We start from the raw sequence: 26296 nt of genomic DNA, 5'->3' as shown, positions 1-26296 counted from the left end.
GGCAGGCCCAGCGGGGTAAAGCGTCCCGCTGGGCCTGCCGGCTTCGACCAGCCTAAGGCACCCGAACCCATGTCAAATCGGGCCTTGGCGGGTGGTGGCGGGGCCGTTGGGGGTGGGGTGAGGGCGGAAATCCGCTTGCATCGGGAAGCGAAGTGACGGCCTGCGCGTTGTCGTAGGTCGTGCAGAACACTCTCCTCGACGCCGAGGGCGTCCGGCTGTCGGTCCGTGAGTCCGGCCCGCAGGACGCGCCCGCCGTCGTGCTGGTGCACGGGTGGGCCCAGTCGGGGGAGGTGTGGTCGCCCGATCCGTCCCTGCGTTCGTACGCGCTGGACCTGCGTGGTCACGGCAGCTCCGAGGTGACGGAGGGTGGTTACCGCGACTCGGAGTGCTGGGCGGCTGATCTGAAGGCCGTGCTCGACCACGTCGGCAGGCCCGTGGTGGTCGTGGGGTGGTCCTACGGCGGTCTGGTCATCACCGACTACCTGCGGCTGCACGGGACTTCGCAGGTGAACGGGGTGGTGCTGGTCGACGCCATCACCGAGATCGGGCGGGATCGGGCAGGTGGGGCCACGGGGCGGTTGATGCGCGACGCGCTGCCCGCCGCGTTGTCGGACGACCCGGCGGTGGCGGTGCCCGCGTTGACCGAGTTCTGGTGCGCCCAGGCCGCCGGCCTGTCGGGTGAGCAGGTGCAACGGCTGCTGGGAACGGCCCTGCGCGTCCCGCCGCGGGTACGTCGGGAGATGTTCCGGCGTGACGTGGACAGCGCTGTTGTGCTGAAAGCGGTCGACAAGCCGACACTGGTGGTGCACGGCACCGCCGACGAGGTGGTCGACCCGGCTGCCGGTGAGTACGCGGCGGCCCTGATCCCCGGAGCCGACTTGCGCCGCTACGACCGCACCGGACACGCGCCCTTCCTGGAACGGCCCGAGCGGTTCGCCGCCGACCTGGCCGGGTTCGTCGCGGAGGTCTCCCGGTGAAGCGGGTCGCGGTGCTGTCGGTGCACACCTCGCCGCTGGAGCAGCCCGGCACGGGCGACGCGGGCGGCATGAACGTCTACATCGTGCAGACCGCGACGCGGATGGCCCAGCGCGGCATCGCGGTGGAGATCTTCACGCGGGCCACGTCGTCGGAGTTGCCGCCGGTCGCGGAGCTGGCACCGGGCGTGACGGTGCGGCACGTGGTGGCGGGGCCGTTCGAGGGGTTGGGCAAGGAGGAGCTGCCCGGTCAGCTGTGCGCGTTCACGGCGGGCGTGCTGCGGGCCGAGGCGCGGCACGAGCCGGGGTACTACGACGTGGTGCACTCGCACTACTGGCTGTCCGGGCAGGTCGGCTGGTTGGCGCGGGAGCGGTGGGCGGTGCCGTTGGTGCACACGGCGCACACGTTGGCCAAGGTGAAGAACCTGGCGCTGGCCGCGGACGACACGCCGGAGCCGCGGATGCGGGTCATCGGTGAGGAGCAGGTGGTCGCGGAGGCGGACCGGCTGGTCGCGAACACCGACGTCGAGGCCGCCGAGCTGGTCAAGCTGTACGACGCGGACCCGACGAAGGTGCTGGTCGTGCCGCCCGGGGTGGACCTGGAGCGGTTCACGCCCGGTGACCGGGACGCGGCGCGGGCGGCGTTGGGGCTGCGGCCGGAGTCCGTCGTGCTGGCGTTCGTGGGTCGCATCCAGCCGTTGAAGGCGCCGGACGTGCTGCTGCGCGCCGCGGCCGAGATGGTGGCCCGTGATCCGGGCCTGCGGTCGCGGCTGGTGGTGCTGGTCGTGGGCGGGCCGTCGGGGTCGGGCATGAAGACGCCCGAGGAGCTGGTCCGGCTGGCCGCCGAACTGCAGATCCCGGACGTGGTGCGGTTCCTGCCGCCGCAGGGCGGGGCGGCGTTGGCGCAGGTCTACCGGGCCGCCGACGTGGTGACCGTGCCCAGCTACAACGAGTCGTTCGGGCTGGTGGCGCTGGAGGCGCAGGCGTGCGGCACCCCGGTCGTCGCCGCGGCCGTGGGCGGGTTGCCGGTGGCGGTCCGGGACGGGGTGTCCGGTGCCTTGGTGGACGACCACGAACCCGGGTCGTGGGCCCGGGTGCTGTCGGACATCGCGCTGCGCCCCGCCCGCCGGGAGGAGCTGGCCAGCCACGCCGTCGGCCACGCCCGCCGGTTCTCCTGGGACCGGACGACTGATTCACTGCTCGCCGGGTACGCCCAAGCACGGGACGTGTTCCGCGAGGAGGTCTTCGCTTGAACCTGGACGACGTCATCCGGTCCACCTTGGACGAGCGCGAGCTGAGCTACGAGCGCAAGGAGCCGGGCCGGTTCTTCGTGACCCTGCCCGGCACCAAGAAGCTCCAGACGAACTGCTGGCTGGTGGTCGGCAGGCACGCGCTGGTGGTGGAGGCGTTCGTGTGCCGCCGGCCGGACGAGGCGCACGAGGACGTCTACCGGTTCCTGCTGCGGCGCAACGCCAAGCTGTACGGCGTGCACTACACGATCGACACGACCGGTGACATCTACCTGGTCGGCCGGATCGCGCCGCACGCCGTGACGCCCGACGAGCTGGACCGCGTGCTCGGGCAGGTGGTCGAGGCCGCCGACGGCGACTTCAACACGCTGCTGGAGATCGGGTTCGCCGGGGCCATCCAGCGCGAGTGGGACTGGCGGGTGTCGCGCGGCGAGTCGCTGGCCAACCTCCAGGCGTTCCGGCACCTGGTGTCCGAATCGTGATCGCACCCGCGCAACGGGCGTGAGCCCGCGGCCCGTCCCACCGGTGACCGACCAGGGAGGGTCACATGGGCAGACGGGTGGGGTTGGCGTTCGCCGCGATGGCGGTGGTGGCGTTGGCCGGGTGCGCGGCGAACACGTCCGGCTCGGGGACCGACATGGCCGCGGTCGCGCCGGAGAACGCGCAGGTGGGCGGCTCGCCGAAGCAGGACTCCGAGAGCCAGGCGCAGGGGAAGTCGGGTGAGCGGGCGGCCACGTCGGCGTTGCCGGAGCGGCAGCTGGTGCGGAGCGCGGCGGTCGACCTGCGCGCCCCGGACGCGACCGCGGCGCTGGGCGAGGTGAAGGACCTGGTCGTCGCGGAGGGCGGGTACTCGGCGCAGGAGAGGTCGCAGCCCGACCGGGCGTCGGTGACGCTGAAGGTGCCCGGCGACCGGCTGGACCCGGTGCTGGCCGCGATCGGCAGGCTGGACGGCGTCGAGGTCACCCGGCGCGAGCTGCAGACCGAGGACGTGACCGAGCAGGTCGTCGACGTCGAGGCCAGGCTGGCGAACCAGCGGGCCAGCGTGGAACGGGTGCGCGGGCTGCTGGACCGCGCCACCAGCACCTCGGAGATCACCGACATCGAGGCCGAGCTGACCAAGCGGCAGTCGGAGCTGGAGTCGTTGCAGCGCCGGTACGAGACGCTCAAGGGCCAGACCGCCATGTCGACGTTGACCATCGCCATCTCGGAGACCGGTGCGCCCGCGGCCGTGCCGGAGGAGAAGAACTTCCTCAGCGCGCTCGCCGGCGGCTGGGACGCGCTGGTCGGCGCGTTCGGCTGGTTGCTGGTGGTGCTGGGCGGCGTGCTGCCGTTCGCGGTGGTGCTCGGCCTGCCCACCTTCGGCTACCTGTGGTGGCGGCGTCGCCGCAGGGTCGTGGCCCCGGCGCCGGCGCCCTCGTCGAGCACGCCGTAGCGCCGGTCGGGACTGACACGCGCGGAGCGCGGGGCGGCTTGGGAGAGAGGGGGAGTCGCGAGTCAAGCCGCCCCGCGTCAGTCCCCGCTGAAGTGGATCCGGGCGGGGGGAGCCCAGGGTCCGAGCGGGCCGCGGTCCGACGGGGGGATGGCGAACCGCGGTGGTGCCGCGCGGGTCGTCCGAGTGCGTGGAGCCGGCCCGCGGAGGCCCTGCCAACTTGGCAGATCGCCGGTGATCCCCACAAGGGGTGCCGCTACTCCGTTCGAGTGTTATTAGCCGAGTTAAGTAACGCCGTAGCGGGTGGGGCGAGCGCCTTGACCAGGGATGTGGCTTGACTCACGATGACGGGATCCCGGCCCCCAGGATGAATGAGGCAGCCGCATGATCTTCCGCAGTCCGTTCCCCGACGTCGTGGTCCCGGACGTCTCGCTGCACGAGTTGCTGTTCGCCGACCTCGGTGAGCGCGCCGACCGGGTGGCCCTGGTCGACGGCACCTCGGGCGCGTCGCTGACGTACCGCCAACTGGCCGGGGCGATCGACCGGCTGGCCGCCGCGCTGGCCGCCAGGGGGATCGGCAAGGGAGACGTCGTCGGCATCCTCAGCCCGAACACCCCGTACTACGCCGTCGTGTTCCACGGCATCCTGCGGGCGGGCGCCACCGCGACCACCATCAACGCCCTGTACACGGCGGACGAGGTCGCGCACCAGCTGGCGGACGCGGGCGCGAAGATGCTGTTCACGGTGTCCGTGCTGCTGCCCAACGCCGCACCCGGCGCGGAGAAGGCGGGCATCTCCGACGTGGTGGTGCTCGACGCCGCCGAGGGCTACCCCAGCCTGTCGTCGCTGCTGGCCAACTCCGACCCGGTGCCGGAGGTGGTGGTGGACCCGGCCGAGGACGTGGCCGTGCTGCCGTACTCGTCCGGGACGACGGGCCGGGCCAAGGGCGTGATGCTGACGCACCGCAACCTGGTGGCCAACATCGTCCAGTGCGGGCCGCTGCTCAACGTCAACGGCGGGACGAAGATCCTCGCCGTGCTGCCGTTCTTCCACATCTACGGCATGCAGGTGCTGATGAACAACGGCCTGCACGTCGGCGGGACCGTGGTGACGCTGCCGAAGTTCGACCTGCCGGAGTTCCTGCGGGTCATGCAGGACCACCGGACCGACCGCGTCTACATCGCGCCGCCGGTCGCGGTGGCGCTGGCGAAGCACCCGCTGGTCGACCAGTACGACCTGTCCGGCGTCGAGGGCATCTTCTCCGGCGCCGCGCCGCTGGACGTCGACCTGGCCGCGGCCGTCGCCAAGCGGCTGGGGTGCCGGGTCTCGCAGGGCTACGGGATGACCGAGATGAGCCCGGTCAGCCACGCGATCCCGGACAGCCGCGACGACATCTCCGTGGGCACGGTCGGCGTGATCGCGCCGAACATGGAGTGCCGCTTCGTCGACCCGGCCACCGGCGAGGACGTCGGCGTGGGTGAGCGCGGCGAGCTGTGGTGCCGCGGGCCGAACGTCATGAAGGGGTACCTGAACAACCCCGAGGCGACCGCCGCCACCCTCGACGCGGACGGCTGGCTGCACACCGGCGACGTGGCCGTGATCGACGAGCAGGGCCTGGTCAGCATCGTCGACCGGGTCAAGGAGCTGATCAAGTACAAGGGCTACCAGGTGCCGCCGGCCGAGCTGGAGGCGTTGCTGCTGACGCACCCGGAGATCGCTGACGCCGCCGTGGTCGGCGTGCGCGACGCGGAGGGCGAGGAGGTCCCGAAGGCCTTCGTCGTCCGCCAACCGGGGGCGGCGCTGGACGAGTCCGGCGTGATGGAGTTCGTGGCCTCCCAGGTGGCGCCGCACAAGAAGGTGCGGGTGGTGGAGTTCATCGAGGCGATCCCGAAGTCGGCCGCGGGCAAGATCCTGCGCAAGGACCTGCGGGCGCGCGAGGCGTCCGCCTGACCCGACCCCCGTCGAACCCCGGCAGCGAGCCCGTTGCCGGGGTTCGACCGCGCCGCGTCACCTGATGGTGTTGAACCCGGCTACTCACCGAGCCGGACCGATCACCCTCCACAACCATGTCGGGTGCAAATCGGAATCCACACATCGGAGAACTCGCGCATGCGCATCCTTGGGAAGCTGGCCGCCGCGGCCGGCGTCACAGCCGTCATCCTGCTCGCCTCGCCGGCTGCCAACGCCTCGCCGTCGCTGCCGGTCGCCGGCACGTCCGCGACGAAGGCGCTGCCCGGCCTCGGCCCGGTGACTTACATCGTGAACCAGGTCGTCAGTGGCCTGGGCGGCGGCTTGGCGGGCGGCAGCGGCGTCGGCGGCCTGGGTGGCGGCGGCGGCCTGGGCAACCTGGGCGGCTGATCCGGCTTCGGGTCGGGCCCACCGCGGCCCGACCCGGCCCCGGTCGCTGCACCGATAAAGATCACACTGACCACCGGCGTGAGCCGGGCCGGTCCATCTGGCAGGCTGACGCCCATGGCTGTCGGAACCCTGGTGCTGCTCCGCCACGGCGAGAGCGTGTGGAACGCGGAGAACCTGTTCACCGGCTGGGTGGACGTCCCCCTGTCGGAGAAGGGCGTGAACGAGGCGAAGCGCGGCGGCGTGCTGCTGCGCGAGGCGGGCGTCCTGCCCGAGGTGGTGCACACGTCGCTGCTGCGGCGGGCCATCGGCACCGCCAACCTCGCCCTCGACGCGGCCGACCGGCACTGGATCCCGGTCCGCCGGGACTGGCGGCTCAACGAGCGCCACTACGGCGCGCTCCAGGGCAAGAACAAGAAGCAGACGCTGGAGGAGTTCGGCGAGGAGCAGTTCATGCTCTGGCGCCGCTCCTACGACACCCCGCCGCCGCCGATCGAGCCCGGCACCGAGTTCAGCCAGGACAGCGACCCGCGCTACGCCGACCTCGGCCCCGACCTGCCGCTCACCGAGTGCCTGCTGGACGTGGTCAAGCGGATGATCCCGTACTGGGAGTCCGCGATCGTGCCGGACCTGCGCACGGGCCGCACGGTCCTCGTCGCCGCGCACGGCAACTCGCTGCGCGCCCTGGTCAAGCACCTCGACGGCATCTCCGACGAGGACATCGCGGGCCTGAACATCCCCACCGGCATCCCGCTGCGCTACGACCTGGACGAGGAGCTGCGCCCGCTCAAGCCGGGCGGCGAGTACCTCGACCCGGACGCGGCGGCCGACGCGATCAAGGCCGTCGCCAACCAGGGCCGCTAGGCGCCACCGCTAGACCAGGCCCAGCTCGCGGGCACGCGCGCCGGCCTGGAAGCGGGACGACGCGCCCAGGGCGGTCATCAGCTCGGCCACGCGACGGCGGTACGTGCGCAGGGACACACCCAGCGCGCGTGCCGCCGTCTCGTCCGTCCAGCCCTCGTTCAACGCGTCCAGCAGGCCGGGCGCGAACGACCGCAGCTCGGCCGTCTCCGCCTCGTGCACGGCCAGCTCGGTGCCCGCCCGCCACGTCGCCTCGAACAGCGACGTGACCCCGTGCACCACCTCGGGCTGCGTGACCACGCTGTAGCTGCGCGCGCCGTGCGACTCGTCGCCCGCCAGGATCACCACCCGGCCGTCCAGCAGGATCGTCTCGTTCACCTCGGAGGCGCTGACCCGCACCTCCGCGCCGTGGTCGGCCAGCAGCCGCGCGTGGTCGGCGCACTCCGGGTCGAGCATGGCGCTGAGCCGGAACAGCTTGCGCACCCGCACGCCCGGCGTGCGCCAGGGTATGCCGTGGCTCGGGCGGGCGGCCATCCACGTGCGCATCGTGTTCGCCGCGCACGAGAACTCGCGCGTGGTCCCGGCGATCAGGTGCGCCGTCCGCTCGTACAACTCCGCCTCGCCCCGCACCACCGTCACCGCGTGCATGCCCACGAGCATGGCAGCAACCTGCCAATCCCGGCGGCTCCGATCGCGGAGGGCGATCGTGGACCACGTGCTGAACCTCAACCGCGTCGGTTACGGCGCCATGCAACTCGCCGGCCACCACGCCTTCGGCCCGCCCGCCGACCCGGAGAACGCCAAGGCGGTGCTCCGCCGCGTCGTCGAGCTGGGCGTGGACCACATCGACACCAGCGACTACTACGGCCCGCACGTCGTCAACGAGCTGATCAAGGCCGCGCTGCACCCGTACCCGGAAGGGCTGACCATCGTCACGAAGGTCGGTTACGAGCGGTCCCCGGACGGCGGTTGGGTGCCCGCGCGCGAACCGCGGCAGCTGCGTGAAGCGGTGCACGACAACCTGCGCCGGCTGGGCGTGGAGCGGCTGGACGTGGTCAACCTCCGGGTCGGCGGCGAGCACGACCCGGAGTCGGTCGAGGAGCCGTTCACCGTGCTGGCGGAGCTGCGCGAGCAGGGCCTGATCCGCGACCTCGGCGTGAGCAACGCCGGCGGGCGGCACCTCGACCAGGCGCTGGCGATCGCGCCCGTGGTGTGCGTGCAGAACCTCTACAACGTCACCGCGCGGGACGACGAGGAGCTGCTCGACCGCACCACCGCCGAGGGCATCGCCTACGTGCCGTTCTTCCCGCTGGGCGGGTTCACGCCGGTGCAGCACGAGGCGCTGGAGGAGGTCGCGGCGCGGCACGGCGCGACCCACCGCCAGGTCGCCCTCGCCTGGCTGCTGCACCGCGCGCCGAACGTGCTCCTCATCCCCGGCACGTCCTCCGTTGGTCACCTGGAAGAGAACCTGGCGTCCGCCGATCTGCACCTGTCCGAACAGGACCTGACCCGTTTGGACACGATTGGGTGAACGGCGGTCGACCGCCGGGAGAACATCCGTCCCGGACGGTGTCACGGGAGTCACGAACCACGTTCCGGGGCTAGGCCGCACCCGCCCTGACCTGCTTACGATGCGCTCGTGACCGCAACGGGTTACCTCGTCCTGACGATCGGCGCTCTGCTGATCGGCGGAGGTGCGTTCCTCGCCGGACGGACCACCGCCCGCGCCCGCGACACCCGCCCCAAGGGGCTCACCGTCGCGGACCTGATGGCCATGGTCGTCCACAGCTCGCCCGACGGCATCGTCGTGCTCAACGGCTTCGGTGACGTGGTGCTGCACAACGCCCGCGCCGAGGAGCTGGGCGTGGTGCGCAACAACCGGGTGGACGACCGGGCCAGGCGTGCCGCCGAGATGGCCCGCCAGGGCGGCGGCGTGGTGCCGGTCGACCTGTCGTCGCTGGAGGTCATCAAGGGCCGCCAGCCGCAGGCGGTGCACGCCGCGGTCAAGGTGCTCGTCGACGGCTTCGTCGTGGTCGACGCGACCGACGAGTCGGAGTCGGTGCGGCTGGAGGCGACCCGGCGCGACTTCGTGGCCAACGTCAGCCACGAGCTCAAGACACCGGTCGGCGCGCTCGCGCTGCTGGCCGAGGCGGTGCTGGACGCGGTGGACGACCGGGAGCAGGTCCGCCGGTTCAGCGCCAAGATCATGCAGGAGGCCACCCGGCTGGGCACGCTGGTCACGGAGCTGATCGCGCTGTCGCGGTTGCAGGGCGCGGAGAAGCTGCCCGAGCTCGGCCGGGTCGACGTCGACGTCGTCATCGACGAGGCGATGGGCCGCTCCAGGCTGGCCGCCGAGTCCGCGGGCATCGAGGTCGCGACCGACGAGCCGAGCGGCCTGGAGGTCGAGGGCGACCGGACGTTGCTGGTCACGGCGCTGAGCAACCTGCTGGAGAACGCGGTCGCGTACTCGCCGCCGGGCAGCCCGGTGTCGGTCAGCCGCAAGCTCGTCGACGGGTTCGTCGAGATCGCCGTCACCGACCGCGGCATCGGCATCGCGGAGGACCAGCAGACCCGCGTGTTCGAGCGCTTCTACCGGGTCGACAAGGCCCGCTCCCGCGCCACCGGCGGCACCGGCCTCGGCCTGGCCATCGTCAAGCACGTCGCCAACAACCACGGCGGTGAGGTGAAGCTGTGGAGCCTGCCGGGCACCGGCTCCACGTTCACCCTGCGGATCCCGGCCCACCCCGACGAGGACGGGCCGACCCAGGACCTGCCCCAGCAGGAGCTCGCTCGACCCGTGCCGACCGGCACGGGCGGCAACCACGGAGGAGAGCTGTGACCAGGGTGCTCATCGTGGAGGACGAGGAGTCCTTCGCCGACCCGCTGGCCTTCCTGCTGCGCAAGGAGGGCTTCACCGCGGCGCTCGCGGCCACCGGCCAGGAGGCGCTGGAGGAGTTCGACCGCAACGGCGCCGACATCGTCCTGCTCGACCTCATGCTGCCCGGGATGAGCGGCACCGACGTGTGCAAGCAGCTGCGCGCCCGGTCCGCCGTGCCGGTGATCATGGTGACCGCGCGGGACAGCGAGATCGACAAGGTCGTCGGCCTGGAGCTGGGCGCGGACGACTACGTCACCAAGCCGTACTCGGCGCGTGAGCTGATCGCCCGCATCCGCGCCGTGCTGCGCCGCGGCGGCGAGTCCGAGGAGCTGTTGCCGCAGGCCCTGGAGGCGGGACCGGTGCGGATGGACGTCGAGCGGCACGTGGTGACCGTGGACGGCGTCGAGGTGAGCCTCCCGCTCAAGGAGTTCGACCTCCTGGAGTACCTGCTGCGCAACGTCGGCCGGGTGTTGACCCGGGGTCAGCTGATCGACCGGGTGTGGGGCGCGGACTACGTGGGCGACACGAAGACCCTGGACGTGCACGTCAAACGCCTGCGGTCGAAGATCGAGCCCGACCCGGCGGCACCCCGCCACCTGGTCACCGTGCGCGGACTGGGATACAAGTTCGAATCCTGATCATCCCGACCAGGTACGGTGCACCGCGTGCGCCTAGGGGTGCTTGATGTCGGGTCGAACACCGTCCACCTCTTGGTGGTGGACGCTCATCGTGGTGCCCACCCGACGCCGATGAGTTCGGAGAAGTCCGTGCTGCGCCTCGCGGAGCAGATGGACGGCTCCGGGCTGCTCCGGCGCGAGGGGGCCGACCAGCTCGTGCGCGCGGTCGCCGCGGCCAAGGCCGCGGCGGAGCGGCTGGGCTGCGAGGACCTGATGGCGTTCGCCACCTCCGCCGTGCGCGAGGCGGGCAACTCGGCCGAGGTGCTGGACCGGGTGCGCGCCGAGACCGGCGTCGAGCTGCAGGTGCTGACCGGCGAGGACGAGGCGCGGTACACGTTCCTCGCCGCCCGCCGCTGGTACGGCTGGTCCGCCGGCCGGCTGCTGTGCCTGGACATCGGCGGCGGGTCGCTGGAGCTGGCGGTCGGCGTGGACGAGGAGCCGGAAGAGGCGTTCTCGGTGCCGCTGGGCGCGGGCAGGCTGACCCGGACCCGGTTCCGCAACGACCCGCCGAGCCGGGCCGAGGTGGACGGGACCGCCGAGTGGCTGACCGAGCAGCTGTCACCGGTCGCGAAGAAGATCCGTCGGGTGGGTGACCCCGATCGGGTGGTTGCGACCTCGAAGACGTTCCGGACGCTGGCCCGGCTGACCGGCGCCGCTCCATCGTCGGCCGGTCCGCGCGCGCGACGCGTGCTGACCGACTCCGGCCTGCGGCAGCTCATCGCGTTCATCACGCGGATGCCGGCGGCCGACCTGGCCGAGCTCGAAGGGGTGAGCGCCGGGCGCGCTCACCAGCTCGTGGCGGGTGCGCTGGTGGCGGAGGCCACCATGCGAGCCCTGTCACTCGGCGAGCTGGAGATTTGTCCCTGGGCCCTGCGGGAAGGTGTCATCCTGCGTCGGCTGGACCACACTAATGGCTCGGACCTGGACACCCCGCCGGACCGCACCCGCCGGTCGGGTGACACTGGACGGACTGGCCGCCACGGGGCACGGTGGAGTTGATGAGTCGAGAGAGCGAGTCGGAGCAGACCCAGCGCACCGTCGCGGAGTTGCTCGCCCAGTACGGCGCGGGCTCCGGCGAGGTGACGCCGCGTCGGCGACGCCGCCGGGCCGAAGAAGCCTCGGACACCGCTCCGCAGGCCATCATCGACCGGGTCAACTCCGACAGCGGCCGGCTGCTGCCGGTCCGCGACGAGCCCGAGCCGCCCGCCGCGCCGCCGGCGCACCCGTTGCCGCAGCGCACGCGGGCACCGGAGGCCGAGCGCACCACCTACCAGCCGCCGGTCCGGCCGGAGCCGCCCGTCGCCCGGCCCGAGCCGCCGCTGCCGCCGCGGGCCGAGCCGCACTCGCGCTCCGACCTGTCCCGCTCCGACCTGTCGAGGTCGGACCTCTCGCGCTCGGACCTGTCGAGGTCGGAGCTGTCGCGCCCGGAGCCGCCCGCGTCCCGGCTCGAACCGCCGAAGAAGGCCGAGTCCGGTCGCAGACGCGCGCCCGAGGTCGACCCGGCCGAGGAGACCCGGGTCGTGCCGCCCGTCGTGGCCGACTACCAGGTCGACCCGGCTCGCTCCGCGCCGCCGAAACCGCCGGTCAAGTCGGAGCCGTCGCGCTCGAACCTGGTGCGGCCCGTGCCGCCGCCCGGTGCGCCGCCGGTCGTGAAGCCGCCGGTGGTCAAGCCCCCCGGGATGGCCCCACCCGCGCGGGAGCCGGTGACCGAGGTGATGCCGCGCATCGCGGACAAGCTCACGCCGAACGTGCCGCTGGAGTCGTTGCCGACCGAGTCGGTGCTGATCGTGCCGCCCGCGCCGGTGAGGCTGCCCGAGCCGCTGCCCGACCAGACCCCCGAGGACTGGTTCGGCGACGACGAGCCGGAAGAGGTCGTCGAGCAGGAGAGCACCGCGTTCCACCCGTACGTCGACCTCGACGAGGAAGACGGGGACGACGACTACCCGAGCCGTGACTACCAGCGCCGCGACCTGGACGACGAGCCGGCCGGGCTGGCCGACATCGACGAGGACGACGACGAGGACCGCCCCGCCGACCGCTCGGCCGGCAAGGAGTGGCTGGTCATGATCGGCCAGCTCGCCGTCGGCGTGATCGGCGGCGCGGCCCTGTGGCTCGGCTTCAACTTCCTGTGGCGCACGGCCGCGCCCGCCGCGCTGGTGGTGGCGCTGGCGGTGACGGTCGGCCTGGTGATGATGGTCCGCAAGATCCGCCGCGCGGACGACCTCCAGACCACCGTGCTCGCCGTGCTCGTCGGGTTGATCGTGACGGTGTCGCCCGCGGCGATGCTGCTGGTGCAGTCTTGATCCCGGTAGGCCTGTCCACCGCGGCCGTGTGGCCGCAACCCGCGGGCGCGGCGTTCGAGGCGGCGTCCGAGCTGGGCTACGACGGCGTCGAGGTCATGGTCTGGGCCGACCCGGTGAGCCAGGACGTGCGGGCGTTGGAGCGGCTCTCGAACCGCACCGGGGTGCCGGTGCTGGCCGTGCACGCGCCGTGCCTGCTGATCAGCCAGCGCGTGTGGTCCCCGGACCCGGCCGAGCGGCTGCGGCGCAGCGTGCAGGCGGCCGGTGAGCTGGGCGCGCGGACCGTCGTGCTGCACCCGCCGTTCGTGTGGCAGCGCCGGTACGCGGACGGGTTCGCCGAGCTGGTCGCCTCGTTGGAGGACTCCAGCGGTGTCGCGATCGCGGTGGAGAACATGTTCCCGGTGCGCCGGGCCCTCGGTCGCGGCCGGTCGGTGCAGGTCACCGCGTTCCGGCCGTCGATCGACCCGACCGACGTCGGTCACCGCAACTACACGCTGGACCTGTCGCACGCCTCCGCCGCGCACACGGACGCCATGGAGATGGCCAAGCGCATGGGCGACGGGCTGACCCACGTGCACCTGGCCGACGGCTCCGGCCTGCCGAAGGACGAGCACCTGGTGCCCGGTCGCGGCACGCAGCCGTGCGCCGAGCTGCTGGCCCACCTGACCCGCACGGGCTTCACCGGCCAGGTCGTGCTGGAGGTCAACACCCGCCGCGCCCGCACCGCCGCGGAGCGCACCGAGCTGCTGGCCGAGTCCCTCCTCTACGCCCGCCTGCACCTCTGACCTCCGCGCGCGTCCCACCCCGGACCGCGAGAGTCCTACGTCCAGGACGCGAGAGTCCTACGCTCGTGACCCCTGAATTCAACGCTCAGGACGTCCGGCCGCCGACCGACGCCCGCTCCCGCGCCGGTCAGCGGCTAGGGTCTTGATCGTGAACCCGTTGCGCACGTCGATCCTCGCCGCCGCGGGCAACGACGCGGTGCGCCGGGTCGTCGCGACCGCGCCCGTCAGCCGCGACGTGGTGCGCCGGTTCGTGGCGGGCGAGACCACCGCCGACGCGGTCGACGCGGCCGGCGCGCTGGTCGGCGACGGCCTGCGCGTCACCCTGGACTACCTGGGCGAGGACACCACCGACCGCCCCACCGCCGAACGGACCGTGCGCGCGTACCTGGAGCTGCTCGACCAGCTGCACGACGTCGGCCTGGCCGCGGACGCCGAGGTCAGCGTGAAGCTGTCCGCCGTGGGCCTGGCCCTGGGCGAGACGCTCGCGCTGGACAACGCCTCCCGGGTCTGCGCGGCGGCCGAGCAGGCCGGCACCACGGTCACGCTCGACATGGAGGACCACACCACCACCGACGCCACGCTGCGCGTCCTGGCCGAGCTGCGCCGCCACTGGCCGTCGGTCGGGGCGGTGCTCCAGGCGTACCTGCGCCGCACCCTGGACGACGTCCGCGAACTCGCGGGCACGCGCGTGCGGCTGTGCAAGGGCGCGTACGCCGAACCGCCGTCGGTGGCCCACGTCGACCCGCACGAGGTCGACCTCAACTACGTGCGCTGCGCCAACGTCCTGCTGGCCGGCTCCGGTTACCCGATGTTCGCCACCCACGACCCGCGCCTGATCGAGATCATCGGGGAACGCGCCCGCTGGTACGGCCGGTCGGTCGAGGACTTCGAGTTCCAGATGCTCTACGGCGTCCGCCCCGGTGAGCAGCGGCACCTCGCCGCCGAGGGGCACGTCGTGCGCGTCTACGTGCCGTTCGGCGGGCAGTGGTACGGGTACCTGATGCGCCGGCTCGCCGAACGACCGGCCAACGTCGCGTTCTTCCTGCGCTCGCTGGTGAGCCGCTCGTGAGGAGCCCTGTGTCGTTCTCGGTAGCCAGTGCGGTCCGCCCCCTCGGCGACGGCACGTACACCGCGTCCCTGCCCGCCGAGTGGACCGTCGGCCCCAAGCCGCACGGCGGGTTCCTGCTGGCCCTGGTCTCGCGGGCGGCGGTGGACTGCGCGCGATCGGCCGTGCCGGGGGTGGACGACCTGGCGCCGCTGGCGGTGAGCGCGCAGTTCCTGCGCGCGCCGGAGGTGGGGCCGGTGCTGGTGCGGACGCACGTGCGCAAGGCAGGGCGGACGGCGACCGTCGTGACGTCGACGTTGGAGCAGCGCGGGCGCAGTTGCGTGGAGGCGGTGGTGACGGTCGGGCGGATGCCCGCGGCCGCGCCCGACTACGCGGACCTGCCGGAGATGCCCGCCGCGCCGCCCGCCGACGCGATCGACCTGGCCGCCATGGGCTCGGGCGGGGTGTACAAGCTCGGCACGGTGTGCGACGTACGGCTGGACCAGGAGGGCGCCGGGTTCCTGAGCGGCCGCGTGGGCGACCCGTTGGTGCTGCGGCTGTGGGTGCGCCCGCTGGGTGAGCGGCCGGACCCGTACTTCGCGCTGATCGCGGGGGACGTGTCGATGCCGGTGACGTTCAACCTGGGCCGGTTCGGGTGGTCCCCGACGGTGCAGCTGACGGCGTTGCTGCGGGCGAACCCGGCGCCGGGGTGGCTGCGCGTGCGGGTGTCGTGCAGCGCGGTGCACGGGCAGTGGTTCGACGAGGACGCCGTGGTGATCGACTCCGCCGGGCGGCTGGTGTGCCAGGCCCGGCAGCTGGCCCTGACGCCCGCCGGCTGACCTGAGCGTTCAACTCACGTGTTCCGGGCGTAGGACTCTCGCGACGCGAACGTAGGACTCTCGCGTCCCGGGGGTTGGACACGCGTGTCCTGGGGGTTGGACACGCGCGGGTCGGGGTGTCGGGGGCGCATGGCAGGCTTGGCGCATGACGACCATCGCCGTGCTGGGGGCTGGCAAGATCGGTGAAGCCCTGCTGTCCGGGCTGCTCCAGGGGGGCCGCAAGGCCGACGAGTTGCTGTTCACCGAGAAGCACCCGGAACGCGCCGCCGCGCTGACGCAGCGGTACGGGGTGGAGGGGCTCGACGTGCCCGGCGCCGCCCAGCGGGCCGACGTCCTCGTCGTCGCGGTCAAGCCGCAGGACATCGAACCGCTGCTCGACGAGCTCGCCCCCGTCCTCAAGCCGGGCACGCTGGTCGTGTCGCTGTGCGCGGGCCTGCCGACGTCGCTGTACGAGCGCAGGCTGCCCGACAGCACGCCCGTCGTCCGCGTCATGCCCAACACCCCGATGCTCGTGGGGGAGGCGATGAGCGCCATCTCGGCCGGTCGCTACGCCACCGACGAGCACCTGAACCTGGTCGAGGAGCTGCTGGCCACGGTCGGCAAGGTCGCGCGCGTCCCGGAGAACCAGCAGGACGCCGTCACCGCGCTGTCCGGATCCGGCCCCGCGTACTTCTTCTACCTGGTCGAGGCCATGATCGACGCGGGCATCCTGCTCGGCATCCCGCGCGACCTGGCCGGTCGGCTGATCATCCAGTCGGCGGTCGGCGCGGCCACCATGCTGAACGAGGGCGACCAGCACCCGGTCATCCTCCGCGAGGCCGTCACGTCGCCCGCGGGCACGACGATCATGGCCATCCGGGAGCTGGAGAAGCACGGCGTGCGCGCGGCGCTGCTGGCGGCCATCGAGGCGGCACGCGACCGTTCGGTGGAGCTGGGACGCGGCCACCAGGCGGACTGATACCGCCATTGGCCGTCGCACCAGTCCCACCCGTCCCGTTACCCTCAGGGGAGCACGTGCGTGTCGAACCGTCGGTGGGGAAGCCGACGGCACGACGCGTGTCGAAGGACGCGGTGATCCATGCCTGCGGAGGAGAAGTCGCTCGGTCAAGTCAGATTCATGACGGTCGCCGAGGTCGCGCTGATGATGCGCGTGTCGAAGATGACGGTGTACCGCCTGGTCCACTCCGGTGAGCTGACGGCGGTGCGCGTGGGAAAGTCGTTCAGGGTGCCGGAGAAGGCGGTGCACGAGTACTTGCGCAACGCCTACTTCGACGCCGGGTGAGGGCGCGTGCCGGCCGCCGGGTAAACTCATAGGCCGTTCGTGCCTGGTGTCGGCGCACCCACTTGACGGGTGTCTCCACCGGCGCGTGGAGACCACCAACGTCTAGTAGTGAAGGAACCCGCATGGGCTCGGTCATCAAGAAGCGCCGCAAGCGCATGTCGAAGAAGAAGCACCGCAAGTTGCTGCGCAAGACCCGGGTCCAGCGCAGGAAGCGCGGCAAGTAACCCTTCGGGTTCTCACACCGCCAGTCCCCGGCGAACGGCCGCGGGACTGGCGGTGTCTTCGTTGCGCGGCCGGCCCGCCGGCCCGCACGTCGACCCACGTCGGCAGGCACGCGGGACGGGCGCGTCCCGCCATCCGGGTGATTCCCGCGTTACGCCCTGGTGACCTGCGTCAAGACGCCGTTCCACCGCCGATGGCGGCCCCGGATCCCGGTTAGCATCGTCGAGTCGCACCACCCGCACAGGGAGTCGCATGGCGCCCAAGGTCGTCCTCGTCACCGGTTGCAGCCGCTACCTCGGCGGTCAGCTGGCCGCGCGCTTCGCGGCGAACCCGGAGGTCGAACGCGTGCTCGGCGTGGACACCGAGCCGCCGTCGCGCGACCTGCGCCGCCGGATGGGCCGCGCCGAGTTCGTGCGCGCCGACATCCGCAACCCCCTCATCGCGAAGGTCATCGCCACCGCGCACGTCGACACGGTCGTGCACGCCTCGCTGACCGCGAACCCGGCCGGGCCGGCCGGGCGCACCGCGATGAAGGAGATGAACGTCATCGGCACGATGCAGCTGCTGGCCGCGTGCCAGAAGTCGCCGCACGTGCGCAAGCTGGTGGTGAAGTCGACCAGCGCCGTCTACGGGTCCAGCTCGCGCGACCCGGCGGTGTTCACCGAGGACATGGGGCCGAAGGACCTGCCGTCCAGCGGGTACGCCAAGGACGCGGTCGAGGTCGAGGGGTACGTGCGCGGCTTCGCCCGGCGCAGGCCGGACGTGGACGTGACCGCGCTGCGGTTCACCAACTTCATCGGGCCCCGCATCGACACGGTCCTGACCAGGTACTTCGCCCTGCCCGTCGTGCCGACGGTGTGGGGTTACGACGCCAGGGTGCAGCTGCTGCACTCCGAGGACGCGCTGGCCGTGCTGGAGCGCGCCGCGCTGCACGACCTGCCCGGCGTGTACAACGTGGGCGGTGACGGCGTGCTGATGCTGTCGCAGGCCATCCGCCGCGCGGGCCGGATCAGCCTGCCCGTGCCGAGCGCGGCGGTGCCGACGATGGGCCGGTTCTTCCGCGGCGCGCGGCTGGTGGACTTCTCACCGGACCAGATGAGGTTCCTGAACTGGGGTCGGGTGGTGGACACGACCCTGCTCAAGCAGGAGTTCGGCTTCACCCCGAGGTGGACCACCCAGCAGGCGTTCGACGACTACGTGAGCGGGCGTGCCCTTCGTCCGCTCATCGACCCGGAGCTGGTGGCCTCGGTCGAGCGGGGAGTGCTCGACGTGGCCGCGAAGCTCCGCTAGGCCGCAGGCGGACCGAGGAGGTGGGCACGTGGCAGAGGCACGGGTGATCCCGTTGCACGGTGCGGACCGGGAGACCCCTCGACGACGGCGCGGCGCGGCCCGGGTCCAGGCGGCCGTGCTGCCGCCGGAGGCGTCCGAGCCGTCCGGGGAGCCCATGCCGGAGCAGCCCGCGCCGGAGGTCGCACCGGAGGCGCAGGGCTGGGAGCAGCGCCTGGCCGAGCTACTGGCGTTCGCCCGCCGGCGCATCCAGGGCGACTACGAGGTGGACGAGTTCGGCTTCGACCCGGACCTGACCGACAACGTCCTCATGCCGCCGCTCCGGCCGCTGTACGAGAAGTGGTTCCGGGTGGAGACGATCGGCATGCACAACGTGCCGGCCGAGGGCGGCGCGCTGATCGTCGCCAACCACTCCGGCACGTTGCCGCTGGACGCCACGATGACCGCGTTCGCGATGCGCGCGGACCACCCCGAGCGCCGCCACCTGCGGATGCTGGGCGCCGACCTGGTGTTCAAGACGCCCGTGCTCGGTGCGCTGGCCCGCAAGTCGGGGCAGACCCTGGCGTGCAACCCGGACGCGGAGCGGCTGCTCAGGTCCGGCGAGCTGGTCGGCGTGTGGCCGGAGGGCTTCAAGGGCATCGGCAAGCCGTTCAAGGACCGGTACAAGCTCCAGCGGTTCGGGCGGGGCGGGTTCGTCTCGGCGGCGTTGAACACCGGCGTGCCGATCATCCCGTGCTCGATCGTGGGCGCGGAGGAGATCTACCCGAAGATCGGTGACATCAAGGCGCTGGCCAGGCTGTTCGGGTTCCCCTACTTCCCGGTGACGCCGTTCTTCCCGCTCCTGGGCCCGCTCGGTGCCATCCCGCTGCCGTCGAAGTGGTACATCGAGTTCGGTGAGCCGATCCGGACCGACGTCCACGGCGAGCACGCGGCGGACGACCCGATGCTCGTGTTCAACCTGACGGACCAGGTCCGCGAGACCATCCAGCAGACCCTGTACCGGCTGCTGACGCAGCGGCGGAACGTCTTCCTGGGGTAGGACCCGCTCAGCGGTCGCGGCGGCGGTAGGCGAGGGTGGCGGCCACGACTCCCGCCAGGGCGCCCGCGCCCAGCACGGACGGGACGCCGATCCTCGCCGCCTTGCGGCCGGTGCGGAAGTCGCGGATCTCCCAGCCGCGCTTGCGGGCGGTCTCGCGCAGGCCCGAGTCGGGGTTCACCGCGACCGCCGTGCCGACCACCGACAGCATCGGCACGTCGTTCACCGAGTCCGAGTACGCCGTGCACCGCCGCAGGTCCAGGCCCTCCTTGGCGGCCAGCGCGCGCACCGCGTGCGCCTTCGCCCGACCGTGCAGCAGGTCACCGACCAGTCGGCCGGTGTAGATCCCGTCCTCGTTCTCCGACACGGTGCCGAGCGCGCCGGTCAGGCCCAGCCGCCGGGCGATGATCTGCGCCAGCTCCACCGGCGTGGCCGTGACCAGCCACACCCGCTGACCGGCGTCCAGGTGCATCTGCGCCAACGCCTGCGTGCCCGCCCAGATCCGGTCGGCCATCAGCTCGTCGTAGATCTCCTCGCCCAGCGACACCAGTTCGGCCACCGACCGGCCGGCCACGAACGACAGCGCCTGCTCGCGCGACGCCGCGACGCTCTGCGGGTCCTCCCGGCCGCCGACCCGGAACTTGATCTGCTGCCAGGCGAACCCGGCGAGGTCGGAGTTCTTGAAGTACTTGCGCGCGGCGAGGCCGCGGGCGAAGTGGAAGATCGACGCGCCCATCATCATGGTGTTGTCGACGTCGAAGAAGGCGGCGGCGGTGAGGTCGGTGGGCGCGCTCCCGGACGGCGCGATCGTCAGCGCGGCCTCGGCCGACGCCTCGCCGGCCAGGGCGGCACGCCTCTCCCGCTCGGCCGAGCCCTCCACCCCACGCCTTTTCACCACGTCAGCGCCTCCCGCGTCCGATGGGGACAGGGTAGCGATCAGCCGCCGAGGCCGGGCAGCGGCAACGACGGGAGCGTCAGGGTCGGCAGCGGGAGCAGCGGACCGGTCGTCGTGGTCGTCGGCCCGGGCGTCGCGGACGGGGTCGCGGTGCCGGGCGACTCGCTGCCCGGTTCGCTGGTCGTGCCGGGTGCGTCGCGGGACGTGGTGGGCTCCACGACGGCGGTGGAGCCGGGCGCGGTCGGCGTGGCGCTCGTCGACGTGCCCGGCTCGGCGGGCCGCTCCTGGCAGCCGTCCGCGGCGGGCACCGGACCGAGCTGGTCGACCTGGCCCGACGTCACGGTGAGGCAGTTCATGCGATCGCGCAGCGCGGACGCCCGTTCCGCGATCCGCTCGACCAGGTCCAGCGACGTGCCCGCCCGGTCGGCCGCCGTCCCGGGCAGCAGCCCGCGCAGCCCGGTCAACCTCGTGGCGTGGGACGCGGCCCAGTCGCCCAGGTCCTCCAGGGCGCGCTGGTCCGAGTTCGAGCCGAGCGCGGTCAGCACGCGGGAACCGGCCGCGGCGTCGGCGTCGAAGTCGGTCAGCGCGGTCAGGTAGCCGCCGAGCGGACCGCCCTCGGGCTCCGGGTACCGCTCGACGAGCGTCTCCAGCTCGGTGACGCGCGCGGCGGCGAACTCCAGGCGCTTGTAGCCCTTCGACCGCTCGTCGAAGGTGAGGCCGAGCGAGGCCGACTCGGCGGTGCGCTTGACGCCGTACAGCGGGTCGCCCGGCAGCGCGTCCCGGCTGAGCAGCAGGCTCATCCCGGCCAGCGAGAACACCAGGCACAGCGCCGCGGCGAGGGCGACCGCTAATCGCCCGCGCGCACCGGTGCGGCGTTCCTGCTTGGGCAGGTCCAGCTTGGTCGCCGGGGGCGTCGCGGCGGCGCCGAGCACCCGGGCCCGCATCCGCGCCCTGGCCTCGTCGTCCGGGCCCGTCGTGACTGCGGCTTTCCGCAGCAGCGCCACGACCGCCAGCTCGTCCGCGAGCTCCTCGTCGTCGACCGGAGCCGACCCGGGATGCGCGTCGACGGCGCGAGCGAAGTGCTCGCGCTGCCTGTGACGCCGTAGTGGCGTGATGCCTTTGCCTACCATCCCGATTGGTCAACCATCCCGCACGTCTCGAGCGATCCTGCCCCGAACAACGAACCGGGTGGTCCCGGGGTTACGCGAGCCACGAGTGGAGCGACGGTGACCTCACCGCAGCCAGGTGGGCAGCAGTTGGGCCAACCGGCGCACCGCTCGGTGCTGCAGCGCCTTGATGGCGCCCTCGTTGCGGCCCATCCTGGCCGCCGTCTCGGCCACGGACAAGCCCTGGATGAACCGCAGGGTGATGCATTCCCGCTGGTCGTCACCCAGTTGAGCGACACAGCGGAGCAGCTCCGCGTTGGTGGCGTCGGTCAGGACCTCCTGCTCGGGACCGTCCGCGACCTCGCGGTTGTCCGCCAGCTCGGCGGTCGTGATCTCCAACCGGTAGCGGCTGGACTTCACGTGGTCGAAGACGATGTTCCGCGCGATCGTGACGAACCAGGCGCCGACGTCGCGGCCCTGGTAGCTGATGGACCCGATGCTGCGCAGCGCCCGGAGGAACGTCTCACTGGTGACGTCCTCCGCGAGCGTGCGGTCGCCCACCCGGAACAGCACGTACCGGTAGACCACGTCGACGTACCGGTCGTAGAGCGCGCCGAACGCGTCCGTGTCGCCGCCCTGAGCGGCGCGGACCAGGTTCCACGGCTCCTCGGCCGCGTTGCTCTCCACGCTCTCGATCGTGCTGGACTGCCCTTCCGCGCTCCACCTCGAGCGGAGCGTCCGGGTGGTTCGGACGGAGTTCTCGCGTGCCCGTGCGGTCATCGGCTCGCGGCACCTCCACAGGGTCGCCGTGCCGGCAGCATACGTGTTGTTACTCCGTAGTAGGTAGCGGCAAGTGGTCTCGAATCCGCCACGCGGATGGAGGCACTGCGTGACGCCGCCCGCGCGTGACAGACTGCGCTGAGGTCCGCTGTGGTTCACCAGGAGGTCACGTTGACCGCTTCCGCAAGCAACATCGCCGACCTGGTTCGCGCCTCCGCGCACCGTGGACCCAAGCACGCCGCACTGGTGGATGTCACGACTGCGAACAGCTGCACCTGGGCCGAGCTCGACGCCGCCGTGGACGGTGAGGCGCACCGGTTGGCCCGTGCGGGCGTGCGGCCCGGGGACCGGGTGGTCGTGCGGCTGCCCACCGGGCCGGCGTTCTGCGTCGCGGTGTTCGGCGTGCTGCGGGCGGGCGGCGTGCTGGTGCCCGCCGGACCGGGGCAGCCCACGCGCGAGCTGGAGCGCCTGGTGACCGACAGCGGCGCGAAGCTGCTCATCGGTGACGCCGGCGACGTGGACGTCGAGGTGCTGCCCGCGCCGACCCTGGAGCCGGGCGAGGAGTTCACCGCGCTCGGCTCGGGCGAGGACCTGGCCGTGCTCGGCTACACCTCCGGCACGTCCGGCTCGCCGCGCGGCGCGATGCTGTCGCACCGGGCGCTGCTGGCCAACGTCGCGCAGTGCGCGTCCCTGCGGCCCGCCCCGGTGACCGCGGGCGACCGGGTGCTGCTCGCGCTGCCGCTGTTCCACGTCTACGGGCTCGGCCCCGGCCTGTTCCAGGTCGCGGGCGCGGGCGCGACGGCCGTGCTGCTGGAGCGGTTCGACCCGGACCAGGCGCTGACCGCGATCCGCGAGCACCGGGTGACCACGCTGGTCGGCGTGCCGCCGATGTACTCCGCGATCCTGTCCCAGCCGGTCGACCGGCTCCGCGAGGACCTGGCCACGGTCCGCCTGTTCACCTCCGGCGCCGCGCCCCTGGCGCCCGGCCTGCTCGACGTCATGCGCGACGCCGTGGGCCTGCCCGTCTACGAGGGCTACGGGCTGACCGAGACCGGTCCAGTGCTGACCACGACGCTGGCCGGCGGCGTGCCCAAGGGTGGTTCGGTGGGGCGCGCGCTGCCGGGCGTGCAGATCCGGCTGGTCGACACCGACGGCCGACCGCTGGACCAGGACGAGGACGAGCCGGGCACCGGGCTGGTCTCCGCGAAGGGCGACAACCTGTTCAGCGGCTACTGGCCGGACGGCGCGCACGGGCCGGACGCCGAGGGCTGGTTCCGCACGGGCGACGTCGGCTACCTCGACGCCGAGGGAGACCTGCACCTGGTGGACCGGGCGGGTGACCTGATCATCGTCAACGGCTTCAACGTCTACCCGCACGAGGTCGAGCAGGTGCTGGCCGAGCTGCCCGGGGTGGCCGAGGCGGCGGCGGTCGGCGTGCCGGACGAGCGGACCGGCGAGTCGGTGAAGGTCGTGGTGGTGCCCGCCGAGGGCGCGGACCTCACCGAGGACGCGGTCCGGGACCACTGCGCGGGCCGGCTCGCGAAGTTCAAGGTGCCGACCGTGGTGGAGTTCGCCACCACGCTGCCGCACTCGCCCACCGGCAAGCTGGCGCGCGCCCGGCTGCGCCTGCCCCTGACCTGAACCACCCGGGCGCCGGGCCACCTCTAGCCTGGACGCCGTGAGCCACCACGTCACCTTGATGAGCCGGGTCGACTGCCACGCCTGCGAGCAGGCCAAGGCCGAGCTGGAGCGGATCTGCGGCGAGCTGGGCGTGCCGTGGGACGTCCAGGACGTCGACGCGGACCGCGAGCTGCGGGCGGAGTACGGCGACCGGGTGCCGGTGATCCTGGTCGACGGGCAGGAGCACGGGTACTGGACGGTCGAGGAGGACCGGTTGCGGGCCGCGCTGCGCTGAGCCCGCGGCCACCGATTACCGGGCGCTTACGGATCCGGTGAACCGGATCGCGGCGGGTGTCGAATTACCACCATGACCCGCCTGACCGCCGCCCTCGTCGGAATCCTCGGCGTGGCCGCCGCCCTCGCCGCCGGACACCTCGTGGCCGGGGTGGTCGGACCGTCGGCCTCCCCGCTGTACGCCGTGGGCAACACCGCGATCGACTTCACGCCGAGCTTCCTCAAGGACTTCGCGGTCCGCACGTTCGGCACCTACGACAAGCTCGTGCTGCTGCTCGGCATGGGAGTGGTCCTGCTCGTCGCGGCGGTGGTCGCGGGGCTGCTGTCCCGCCGCACGCCACTGCCGGGCACGGTGCTCGCCGTCGCGCTGGGCCTGCTGGGCGTCGCCGCCGTGCTGTACCGGCCGGACCTGGGCCAACTGGGCGTCCTCGCGCCCGTCGCGAGCCTGGTCGTCGGCGTCGTCGTCTTCCGGTGGCTGCACGCCGCAGCGTCCCGACCCACCTCCGAGAACCCGAGCCGCCGCACGTTCCTCATCGCCTCCGGGGCCACGGCGGTCGGCGCGGGCCTCGCCGGTGTGATCGGCCAGGCGGCGGCCGGCCGCGTGGACGTCGAGGCGTCACGCCGGGCCGTGGGCGAGCTGAAGCCCACCACGCCCGCACCGGCCGTCCCCGCGGGCGCGGACTTCGCCGCCGAGGGCACGCCCGCGTTCATCACCCCGAACAAGGACTTCTACCGGGTCGACACCGCCCTGGCCGTGCCGCGGATGCGTGCCGAGGACCTGGTGCTGCGCGTGCACGGCATGGTCGACCGCGAGCTGAACCTCCGCTACGACGACCTGCGGCGGCGCGACCTGGTGGAGCGCACCATCACCATGACGTGCGTGTCCAACGAGGTCGGCGGGCCGTACGTGTCCACCGCGAACTTCGTCGGCGTGCCGCTGCGGGACGTGCTGCGCGAGGCGGGTGTCCGGTCGGGCGCGGACCAGCTGTTCTCCACGAGCGTCGACGGCTGGACCGCGGGTTCGCCGCTCGACGTGGTCATGGAGGAGGACCGGGGCGCGATGATCGCACTGGGCATGAACGGCGAGCCGCTGCCGGTGGAGCACGGTTTCCCCGCACGCCTGGTCGTCCCCGGGCTCTACGGCTACGTCTCGGCCACGAAGTGGGTGGTCGACATCGAGGTGACCACGTTCGCCGCGAAGCGCGCCTACTGGCTGGAGCGCGGCTGGGGCGAGCGCGGCCCCATCAAGGTGATGTCGCGGATCGACAGCCCCGTGGGCCTGTCCACGGTGTCCGGCCGGGTCGTGGCCACCGGTGTCGCCTGGGCGCAGCCCACCGGCATCTCGAAGGTCGAGGTCAGGGTCGACAACGGCCCGTGGCGGACCACGACGCTCTCCGAGGGGGTGAACGACTCGACCTGGCGCATGTGGCGGGTCGAACTGGACCTCCCGTCCGGCGGTCACACCGTCGAGTCACGTGCCACGGACAAGTCCGGCTCCACCCAGCCGCAGGCCCGCGTCGCCCCGATCCCGGACGGCGCGACCGGCTGGCACTCGATCTTCTTCACCGTCGCCTAGATCACTCCGAAGAAGTGCGAACCGGATCGTCGGTCACATCGAATGCCTTAGTGACTACCGAAAAGGTAAAACTTCCGAGGAGTGATCACCAGTGCGGAACAGCAAGCTCGCCATCGCCGCCGCCATCGCCGCCGCCACCCTCTCCCTCGCCGCTTGCGGTGGCACCGACACCGCGTCGTCCGGCAGCAGCGCCACGACCACCACCGAGGCCGCCGCCGCCACGACCACCGAGTCGGCCCCGATGGCCATGGGCGACGGCGTGACCAAGACGACCGACGTGTTCGGCCCGGGCTGCGCCCAGGTGCCCAGCGACCCGTCGAACAAGGGCTCGCTGGACGGCATGGTGACCGACCCGGTCGCCACCGCCGCGTCGAACAACCCGCTGCTCACCAAGCTGGTCGCCGCCGTCGGCGCGGCCGGCCTCGGTGACACGCTCAACAGCCAGAAGGCGATCACCGTGTTCGCGCCCTACGACGGCGCGTTCGCCGAGCTGGGTGACGCCAAGTTCGCCGAGCTCGCCGGTCAGCCCGCCGTGCTCGGCGACATCCTGAAGTACCACGTGGTCGGCAAGCGCTACGACGCCAAGGCCCTGGAGTCGGCCGGCACGGTCGACAGCCTGCTGGGCAAGCAGCTGACCATCGCGGGCAGCGGCGACTCGATGACCGTCAACGGCGCCCCGGTGCTGTGCGGCAACATCCCGACCGCGAACGCCACCGTCTTCGTCATCGGCAAGGTCCTCACCCCGCCCGCCGCGTGAGGTAGCACCCGGACGTGGTGGGAGTGGCGCGGCGGATCGCGCCACTCC

The 26296-nt window shown here is 72.5% G+C and carries 28 protein-coding genes; 24 read left to right on the top strand and 4 right to left on the bottom strand.

The genetic code is table 11. The annotated features are described in order from the left end of the window. Window positions 1-179 precede the first annotated feature (179 nt). The 7 genes from AB0G02_RS08910 to AB0G02_RS08880 all read left to right on the top strand — a co-directional run bounded on the left by AB0G02_RS08910 (window position 180) and on the right by AB0G02_RS08880 (window position 6872). On the top strand, window positions 180-977 hold the full coding sequence (locus AB0G02_RS08910) for an alpha/beta hydrolase (protein WP_360791542.1): 798 nt from the start codon (window positions 180-182) through the stop codon (window positions 975-977). Next, window positions 974-2227: a D-inositol-3-phosphate glycosyltransferase gene (gene mshA, locus AB0G02_RS08905; RefSeq protein WP_360791540.1), complete on the top strand. Its 1254-nt coding sequence runs from the start codon at window positions 974-976 to the stop codon at window positions 2225-2227. Before AB0G02_RS08910 ends, mshA begins: the two co-directional genes overlap by 4 nt. Next, complete coding sequence (locus tag AB0G02_RS08900) at window positions 2224-2706, top strand: YbjN domain-containing protein (RefSeq protein ID WP_360791537.1); 483 nt, start codon at window positions 2224-2226, stop codon at window positions 2704-2706. Before mshA ends, AB0G02_RS08900 begins: the two co-directional genes overlap by 4 nt. Before the next feature lie 65 nt (window positions 2707-2771). Further along, the gene (locus AB0G02_RS08895) at window positions 2772-3656 is read left to right on the top strand and encodes a DUF4349 domain-containing protein (protein ID WP_360791534.1); all 885 of its coding nucleotides are present in this window, start codon (window positions 2772-2774) and stop codon (window positions 3654-3656) included. 381 nt (window positions 3657-4037) lie between these two features. Beyond that, entirely contained in the window at window positions 4038-5603 is a 1566-nt protein-coding gene (locus tag AB0G02_RS08890; protein ID WP_360791531.1) for an AMP-binding protein, read from the top strand. Window positions 5604-5762: 159 nt separating this feature from the next. Next, on the top strand, window positions 5763-6011 hold the full coding sequence (locus AB0G02_RS08885; protein WP_360791529.1) for a hypothetical protein: 249 nt from the start codon (window positions 5763-5765) through the stop codon (window positions 6009-6011). Between the two features lie 114 nt (window positions 6012-6125). Next, the gene (locus AB0G02_RS08880; RefSeq protein WP_360791527.1) at window positions 6126-6872 is read left to right on the top strand and encodes a phosphoglyceromutase; all 747 of its coding nucleotides are present in this window, start codon (window positions 6126-6128) and stop codon (window positions 6870-6872) included. A 9-nt stretch (window positions 6873-6881) separates the two neighbouring features. On the opposite strand, the gene AB0G02_RS08875 is transcribed toward AB0G02_RS08880, so the two are convergent. Further along, a complete protein-coding gene (locus AB0G02_RS08875; RefSeq protein WP_360791525.1) occupies window positions 6882-7529 on the bottom strand; it encodes a DNA-binding response regulator in 648 nt (215 codons plus the stop codon). An 88-nt stretch (window positions 7530-7617) separates the two neighbouring features. Between AB0G02_RS08875 and AB0G02_RS08870 the strand changes: the two genes are divergently transcribed. From AB0G02_RS08870 to AB0G02_RS08810, 13 genes are all read left to right on the top strand, one after another. Continuing rightward, window positions 7618-8400: an oxidoreductase gene (locus AB0G02_RS08870; RefSeq protein WP_360791545.1), complete on the top strand. Its 783-nt coding sequence runs from the start codon at window positions 7618-7620 to the stop codon at window positions 8398-8400. Window positions 8401-8508: 108 nt separating this feature from the next. After that, on the top strand, window positions 8509-9708 hold the full coding sequence (locus AB0G02_RS08865) for an ATP-binding protein (protein WP_360791523.1): 1200 nt from the start codon (window positions 8509-8511) through the stop codon (window positions 9706-9708). Next, window positions 9705-10385 carry a response regulator transcription factor gene (locus tag AB0G02_RS08860; RefSeq protein WP_360791521.1) on the top strand — a complete coding sequence of 227 codons (681 nt, stop codon included), beginning with the start codon at window positions 9705-9707 and terminating at the stop codon, window positions 10383-10385. The genes AB0G02_RS08865 and AB0G02_RS08860 overlap by 4 nt, the downstream gene beginning before the upstream one ends. Window positions 10386-10412: 27 nt before the next feature. Beyond that, a complete protein-coding gene (locus tag AB0G02_RS08855; protein WP_360791518.1) occupies window positions 10413-11423 on the top strand; it encodes a Ppx/GppA phosphatase family protein in 1011 nt (336 codons plus the stop codon). Further along, window positions 11423-12727 carry a hypothetical protein gene (locus tag AB0G02_RS08850; RefSeq protein WP_360791515.1) on the top strand — a complete coding sequence of 435 codons (1305 nt, stop codon included), beginning with the start codon at window positions 11423-11425 and terminating at the stop codon, window positions 12725-12727. The genes AB0G02_RS08855 and AB0G02_RS08850 overlap by 1 nt, the downstream gene beginning before the upstream one ends. Next, window positions 12724-13509, top strand: a complete 786-nt coding sequence (locus AB0G02_RS08845; protein WP_360791513.1) for a sugar phosphate isomerase/epimerase family protein — start codon at window positions 12724-12726, stop codon at window positions 13507-13509. Before AB0G02_RS08850 ends, AB0G02_RS08845 begins: the two co-directional genes overlap by 4 nt. 148 nt (window positions 13510-13657) lie before the next feature. Then, complete coding sequence (locus tag AB0G02_RS08840; protein ID WP_360791511.1) at window positions 13658-14578, top strand: proline dehydrogenase family protein; 921 nt, start codon at window positions 13658-13660, stop codon at window positions 14576-14578. A gap of 8 nt (window positions 14579-14586) precedes the next feature. Continuing rightward, complete coding sequence (locus AB0G02_RS08835) at window positions 14587-15393, top strand: thioesterase family protein (protein WP_360791508.1); 807 nt, start codon at window positions 14587-14589, stop codon at window positions 15391-15393. 145 nt (window positions 15394-15538) lie between these two features. Next, window positions 15539-16351 carry a pyrroline-5-carboxylate reductase gene (gene proC / locus AB0G02_RS08830; RefSeq protein WP_360791506.1) on the top strand — a complete coding sequence of 271 codons (813 nt, stop codon included), beginning with the start codon at window positions 15539-15541 and terminating at the stop codon, window positions 16349-16351. A gap of 120 nt (window positions 16352-16471) precedes the next feature. Continuing rightward, window positions 16472-16675 (top strand): helix-turn-helix domain-containing protein, encoded by a 204-nt coding sequence (locus AB0G02_RS08825; RefSeq protein WP_053722699.1) that lies wholly within the window; start codon window positions 16472-16474, stop codon window positions 16673-16675. Window positions 16676-16797: 122 nt separating this feature from the next. Then, window positions 16798-16899 (top strand): AURKAIP1/COX24 domain-containing protein, encoded by a 102-nt coding sequence (locus AB0G02_RS08820; protein WP_015105422.1) that lies wholly within the window; start codon window positions 16798-16800, stop codon window positions 16897-16899. A gap of 250 nt (window positions 16900-17149) precedes the next feature. Next, window positions 17150-18187, top strand: a complete 1038-nt coding sequence (locus AB0G02_RS08815; protein ID WP_360791503.1) for an NAD-dependent epimerase/dehydratase family protein — start codon at window positions 17150-17152, stop codon at window positions 18185-18187. A gap of 28 nt (window positions 18188-18215) precedes the next feature. Beyond that, window positions 18216-19223 (top strand): lysophospholipid acyltransferase family protein, encoded by a 1008-nt coding sequence (locus AB0G02_RS08810; protein WP_360791500.1) that lies wholly within the window; start codon window positions 18216-18218, stop codon window positions 19221-19223. Window positions 19224-19230: 7 nt separating this feature from the next. Here AB0G02_RS08810 and AB0G02_RS08805 read toward each other — a convergent pair whose 3' ends face one another. The 3 genes from AB0G02_RS08805 to AB0G02_RS08795 form a co-directional block, all read right to left on the bottom strand. After that, the gene (locus AB0G02_RS08805; RefSeq protein ID WP_360791497.1) at window positions 19231-20118 is read right to left on the bottom strand and encodes an HAD-IB family hydrolase; all 888 of its coding nucleotides are present in this window, start codon (window positions 20116-20118) and stop codon (window positions 19231-19233) included. 38 nt (window positions 20119-20156) lie between these two features. After that, on the bottom strand, window positions 20157-21245 hold the full coding sequence (locus tag AB0G02_RS08800; RefSeq protein WP_360791494.1) for a DUF5667 domain-containing protein: 1089 nt from the start codon (window positions 21243-21245) through the stop codon (window positions 20157-20159). Window positions 21246-21347: 102 nt separating this feature from the next. Then, window positions 21348-22001, bottom strand: coding sequence for a sigma-70 family RNA polymerase sigma factor (locus AB0G02_RS08795; protein WP_360791491.1), 654 nt, complete (start codon window positions 21999-22001; stop codon window positions 21348-21350). Between the two features lie 171 nt (window positions 22002-22172). Between AB0G02_RS08795 and AB0G02_RS08790 the strand changes: the two genes are divergently transcribed. The 4 genes from AB0G02_RS08790 to AB0G02_RS08775 all read left to right on the top strand — a co-directional run bounded on the left by AB0G02_RS08790 (window position 22173) and on the right by AB0G02_RS08775 (window position 26248). Then, window positions 22173-23642 (top strand): AMP-binding protein, encoded by a 1470-nt coding sequence (locus AB0G02_RS08790; RefSeq protein WP_360791488.1) that lies wholly within the window; start codon window positions 22173-22175, stop codon window positions 23640-23642. A 37-nt stretch (window positions 23643-23679) separates the two neighbouring features. Next, window positions 23680-23916 (top strand): glutaredoxin family protein, encoded by a 237-nt coding sequence (locus tag AB0G02_RS08785; protein WP_360791485.1) that lies wholly within the window; start codon window positions 23680-23682, stop codon window positions 23914-23916. Window positions 23917-23988: 72 nt separating this feature from the next. Further along, a complete protein-coding gene (locus tag AB0G02_RS08780; protein WP_360791482.1) occupies window positions 23989-25491 on the top strand; it encodes a molybdopterin-dependent oxidoreductase in 1503 nt (500 codons plus the stop codon). Between the two features lie 91 nt (window positions 25492-25582). After that, complete coding sequence (locus AB0G02_RS08775) at window positions 25583-26248, top strand: fasciclin domain-containing protein (protein ID WP_360791479.1); 666 nt, start codon at window positions 25583-25585, stop codon at window positions 26246-26248. Window positions 26249-26296: the final 48 nt, after the last annotated feature.

This window comes from Actinosynnema sp. NPDC023658, from assembly GCF_040639995.1.
Taxonomy (GTDB): Bacteria; Actinomycetota; Actinomycetes; order Mycobacteriales; family Pseudonocardiaceae; genus Actinosynnema.
Note: the sequence above shows the minus strand (reverse complement) of the source record. Positions and strands in the feature narration are given on the sequence as shown.

Bases quoted from the DNA above. Each gene is read 5' to 3' on its own strand.
- AB0G02_RS08895 (WP_360791534.1), top strand. From the start codon at position 2,772: ATGGGCAGACGGGTGGGGTTGGCGTTCGCCGCGATGGCGGTGGTGGCG.
- AB0G02_RS08890 (WP_360791531.1), top strand. From the start codon at position 4,038: ATGATCTTCCGCAGTCCGTTCCCCGACGTCGTGGTCCCGGACGTCTCG.
- AB0G02_RS08885 (WP_360791529.1), top strand. From the start codon at position 5,763: ATGCGCATCCTTGGGAAGCTGGCCGCCGCGGCCGGCGTCACAGCCGTC.
- AB0G02_RS08880 (WP_360791527.1), top strand. From the start codon at position 6,126: ATGGCTGTCGGAACCCTGGTGCTGCTCCGCCACGGCGAGAGCGTGTGG.
- AB0G02_RS08875 (WP_360791525.1), bottom strand. From the start codon at position 7,529: ATGCTCGTGGGCATGCACGCGGTGACGGTGGTGCGGGGCGAGGCGGAG.
- AB0G02_RS08870 (WP_360791545.1), top strand. From the start codon at position 7,618: ATGCAACTCGCCGGCCACCACGCCTTCGGCCCGCCCGCCGACCCGGAG.
- AB0G02_RS08850 (WP_360791515.1), top strand. From the start codon at position 11,423: ATGAGTCGAGAGAGCGAGTCGGAGCAGACCCAGCGCACCGTCGCGGAG.
- proC (WP_360791506.1), top strand. From the start codon at position 15,539: ATGACGACCATCGCCGTGCTGGGGGCTGGCAAGATCGGTGAAGCCCTG.
- AB0G02_RS08825 (WP_053722699.1), top strand. From the start codon at position 16,472: ATGCCTGCGGAGGAGAAGTCGCTCGGTCAAGTCAGATTCATGACGGTC.
- AB0G02_RS08820 (WP_015105422.1), top strand. From the start codon at position 16,798: ATGGGCTCGGTCATCAAGAAGCGCCGCAAGCGCATGTCGAAGAAGAAG.
- AB0G02_RS08815 (WP_360791503.1), top strand. From the start codon at position 17,150: ATGGCGCCCAAGGTCGTCCTCGTCACCGGTTGCAGCCGCTACCTCGGC.
- AB0G02_RS08800 (WP_360791494.1), bottom strand. From the start codon at position 21,245: ATGGTAGGCAAAGGCATCACGCCACTACGGCGTCACAGGCAGCGCGAG.
- AB0G02_RS08795 (WP_360791491.1), bottom strand. From the start codon at position 22,001: ATGACCGCACGGGCACGCGAGAACTCCGTCCGAACCACCCGGACGCTC.
- AB0G02_RS08780 (WP_360791482.1), top strand. From the start codon at position 23,989: ATGACCCGCCTGACCGCCGCCCTCGTCGGAATCCTCGGCGTGGCCGCC.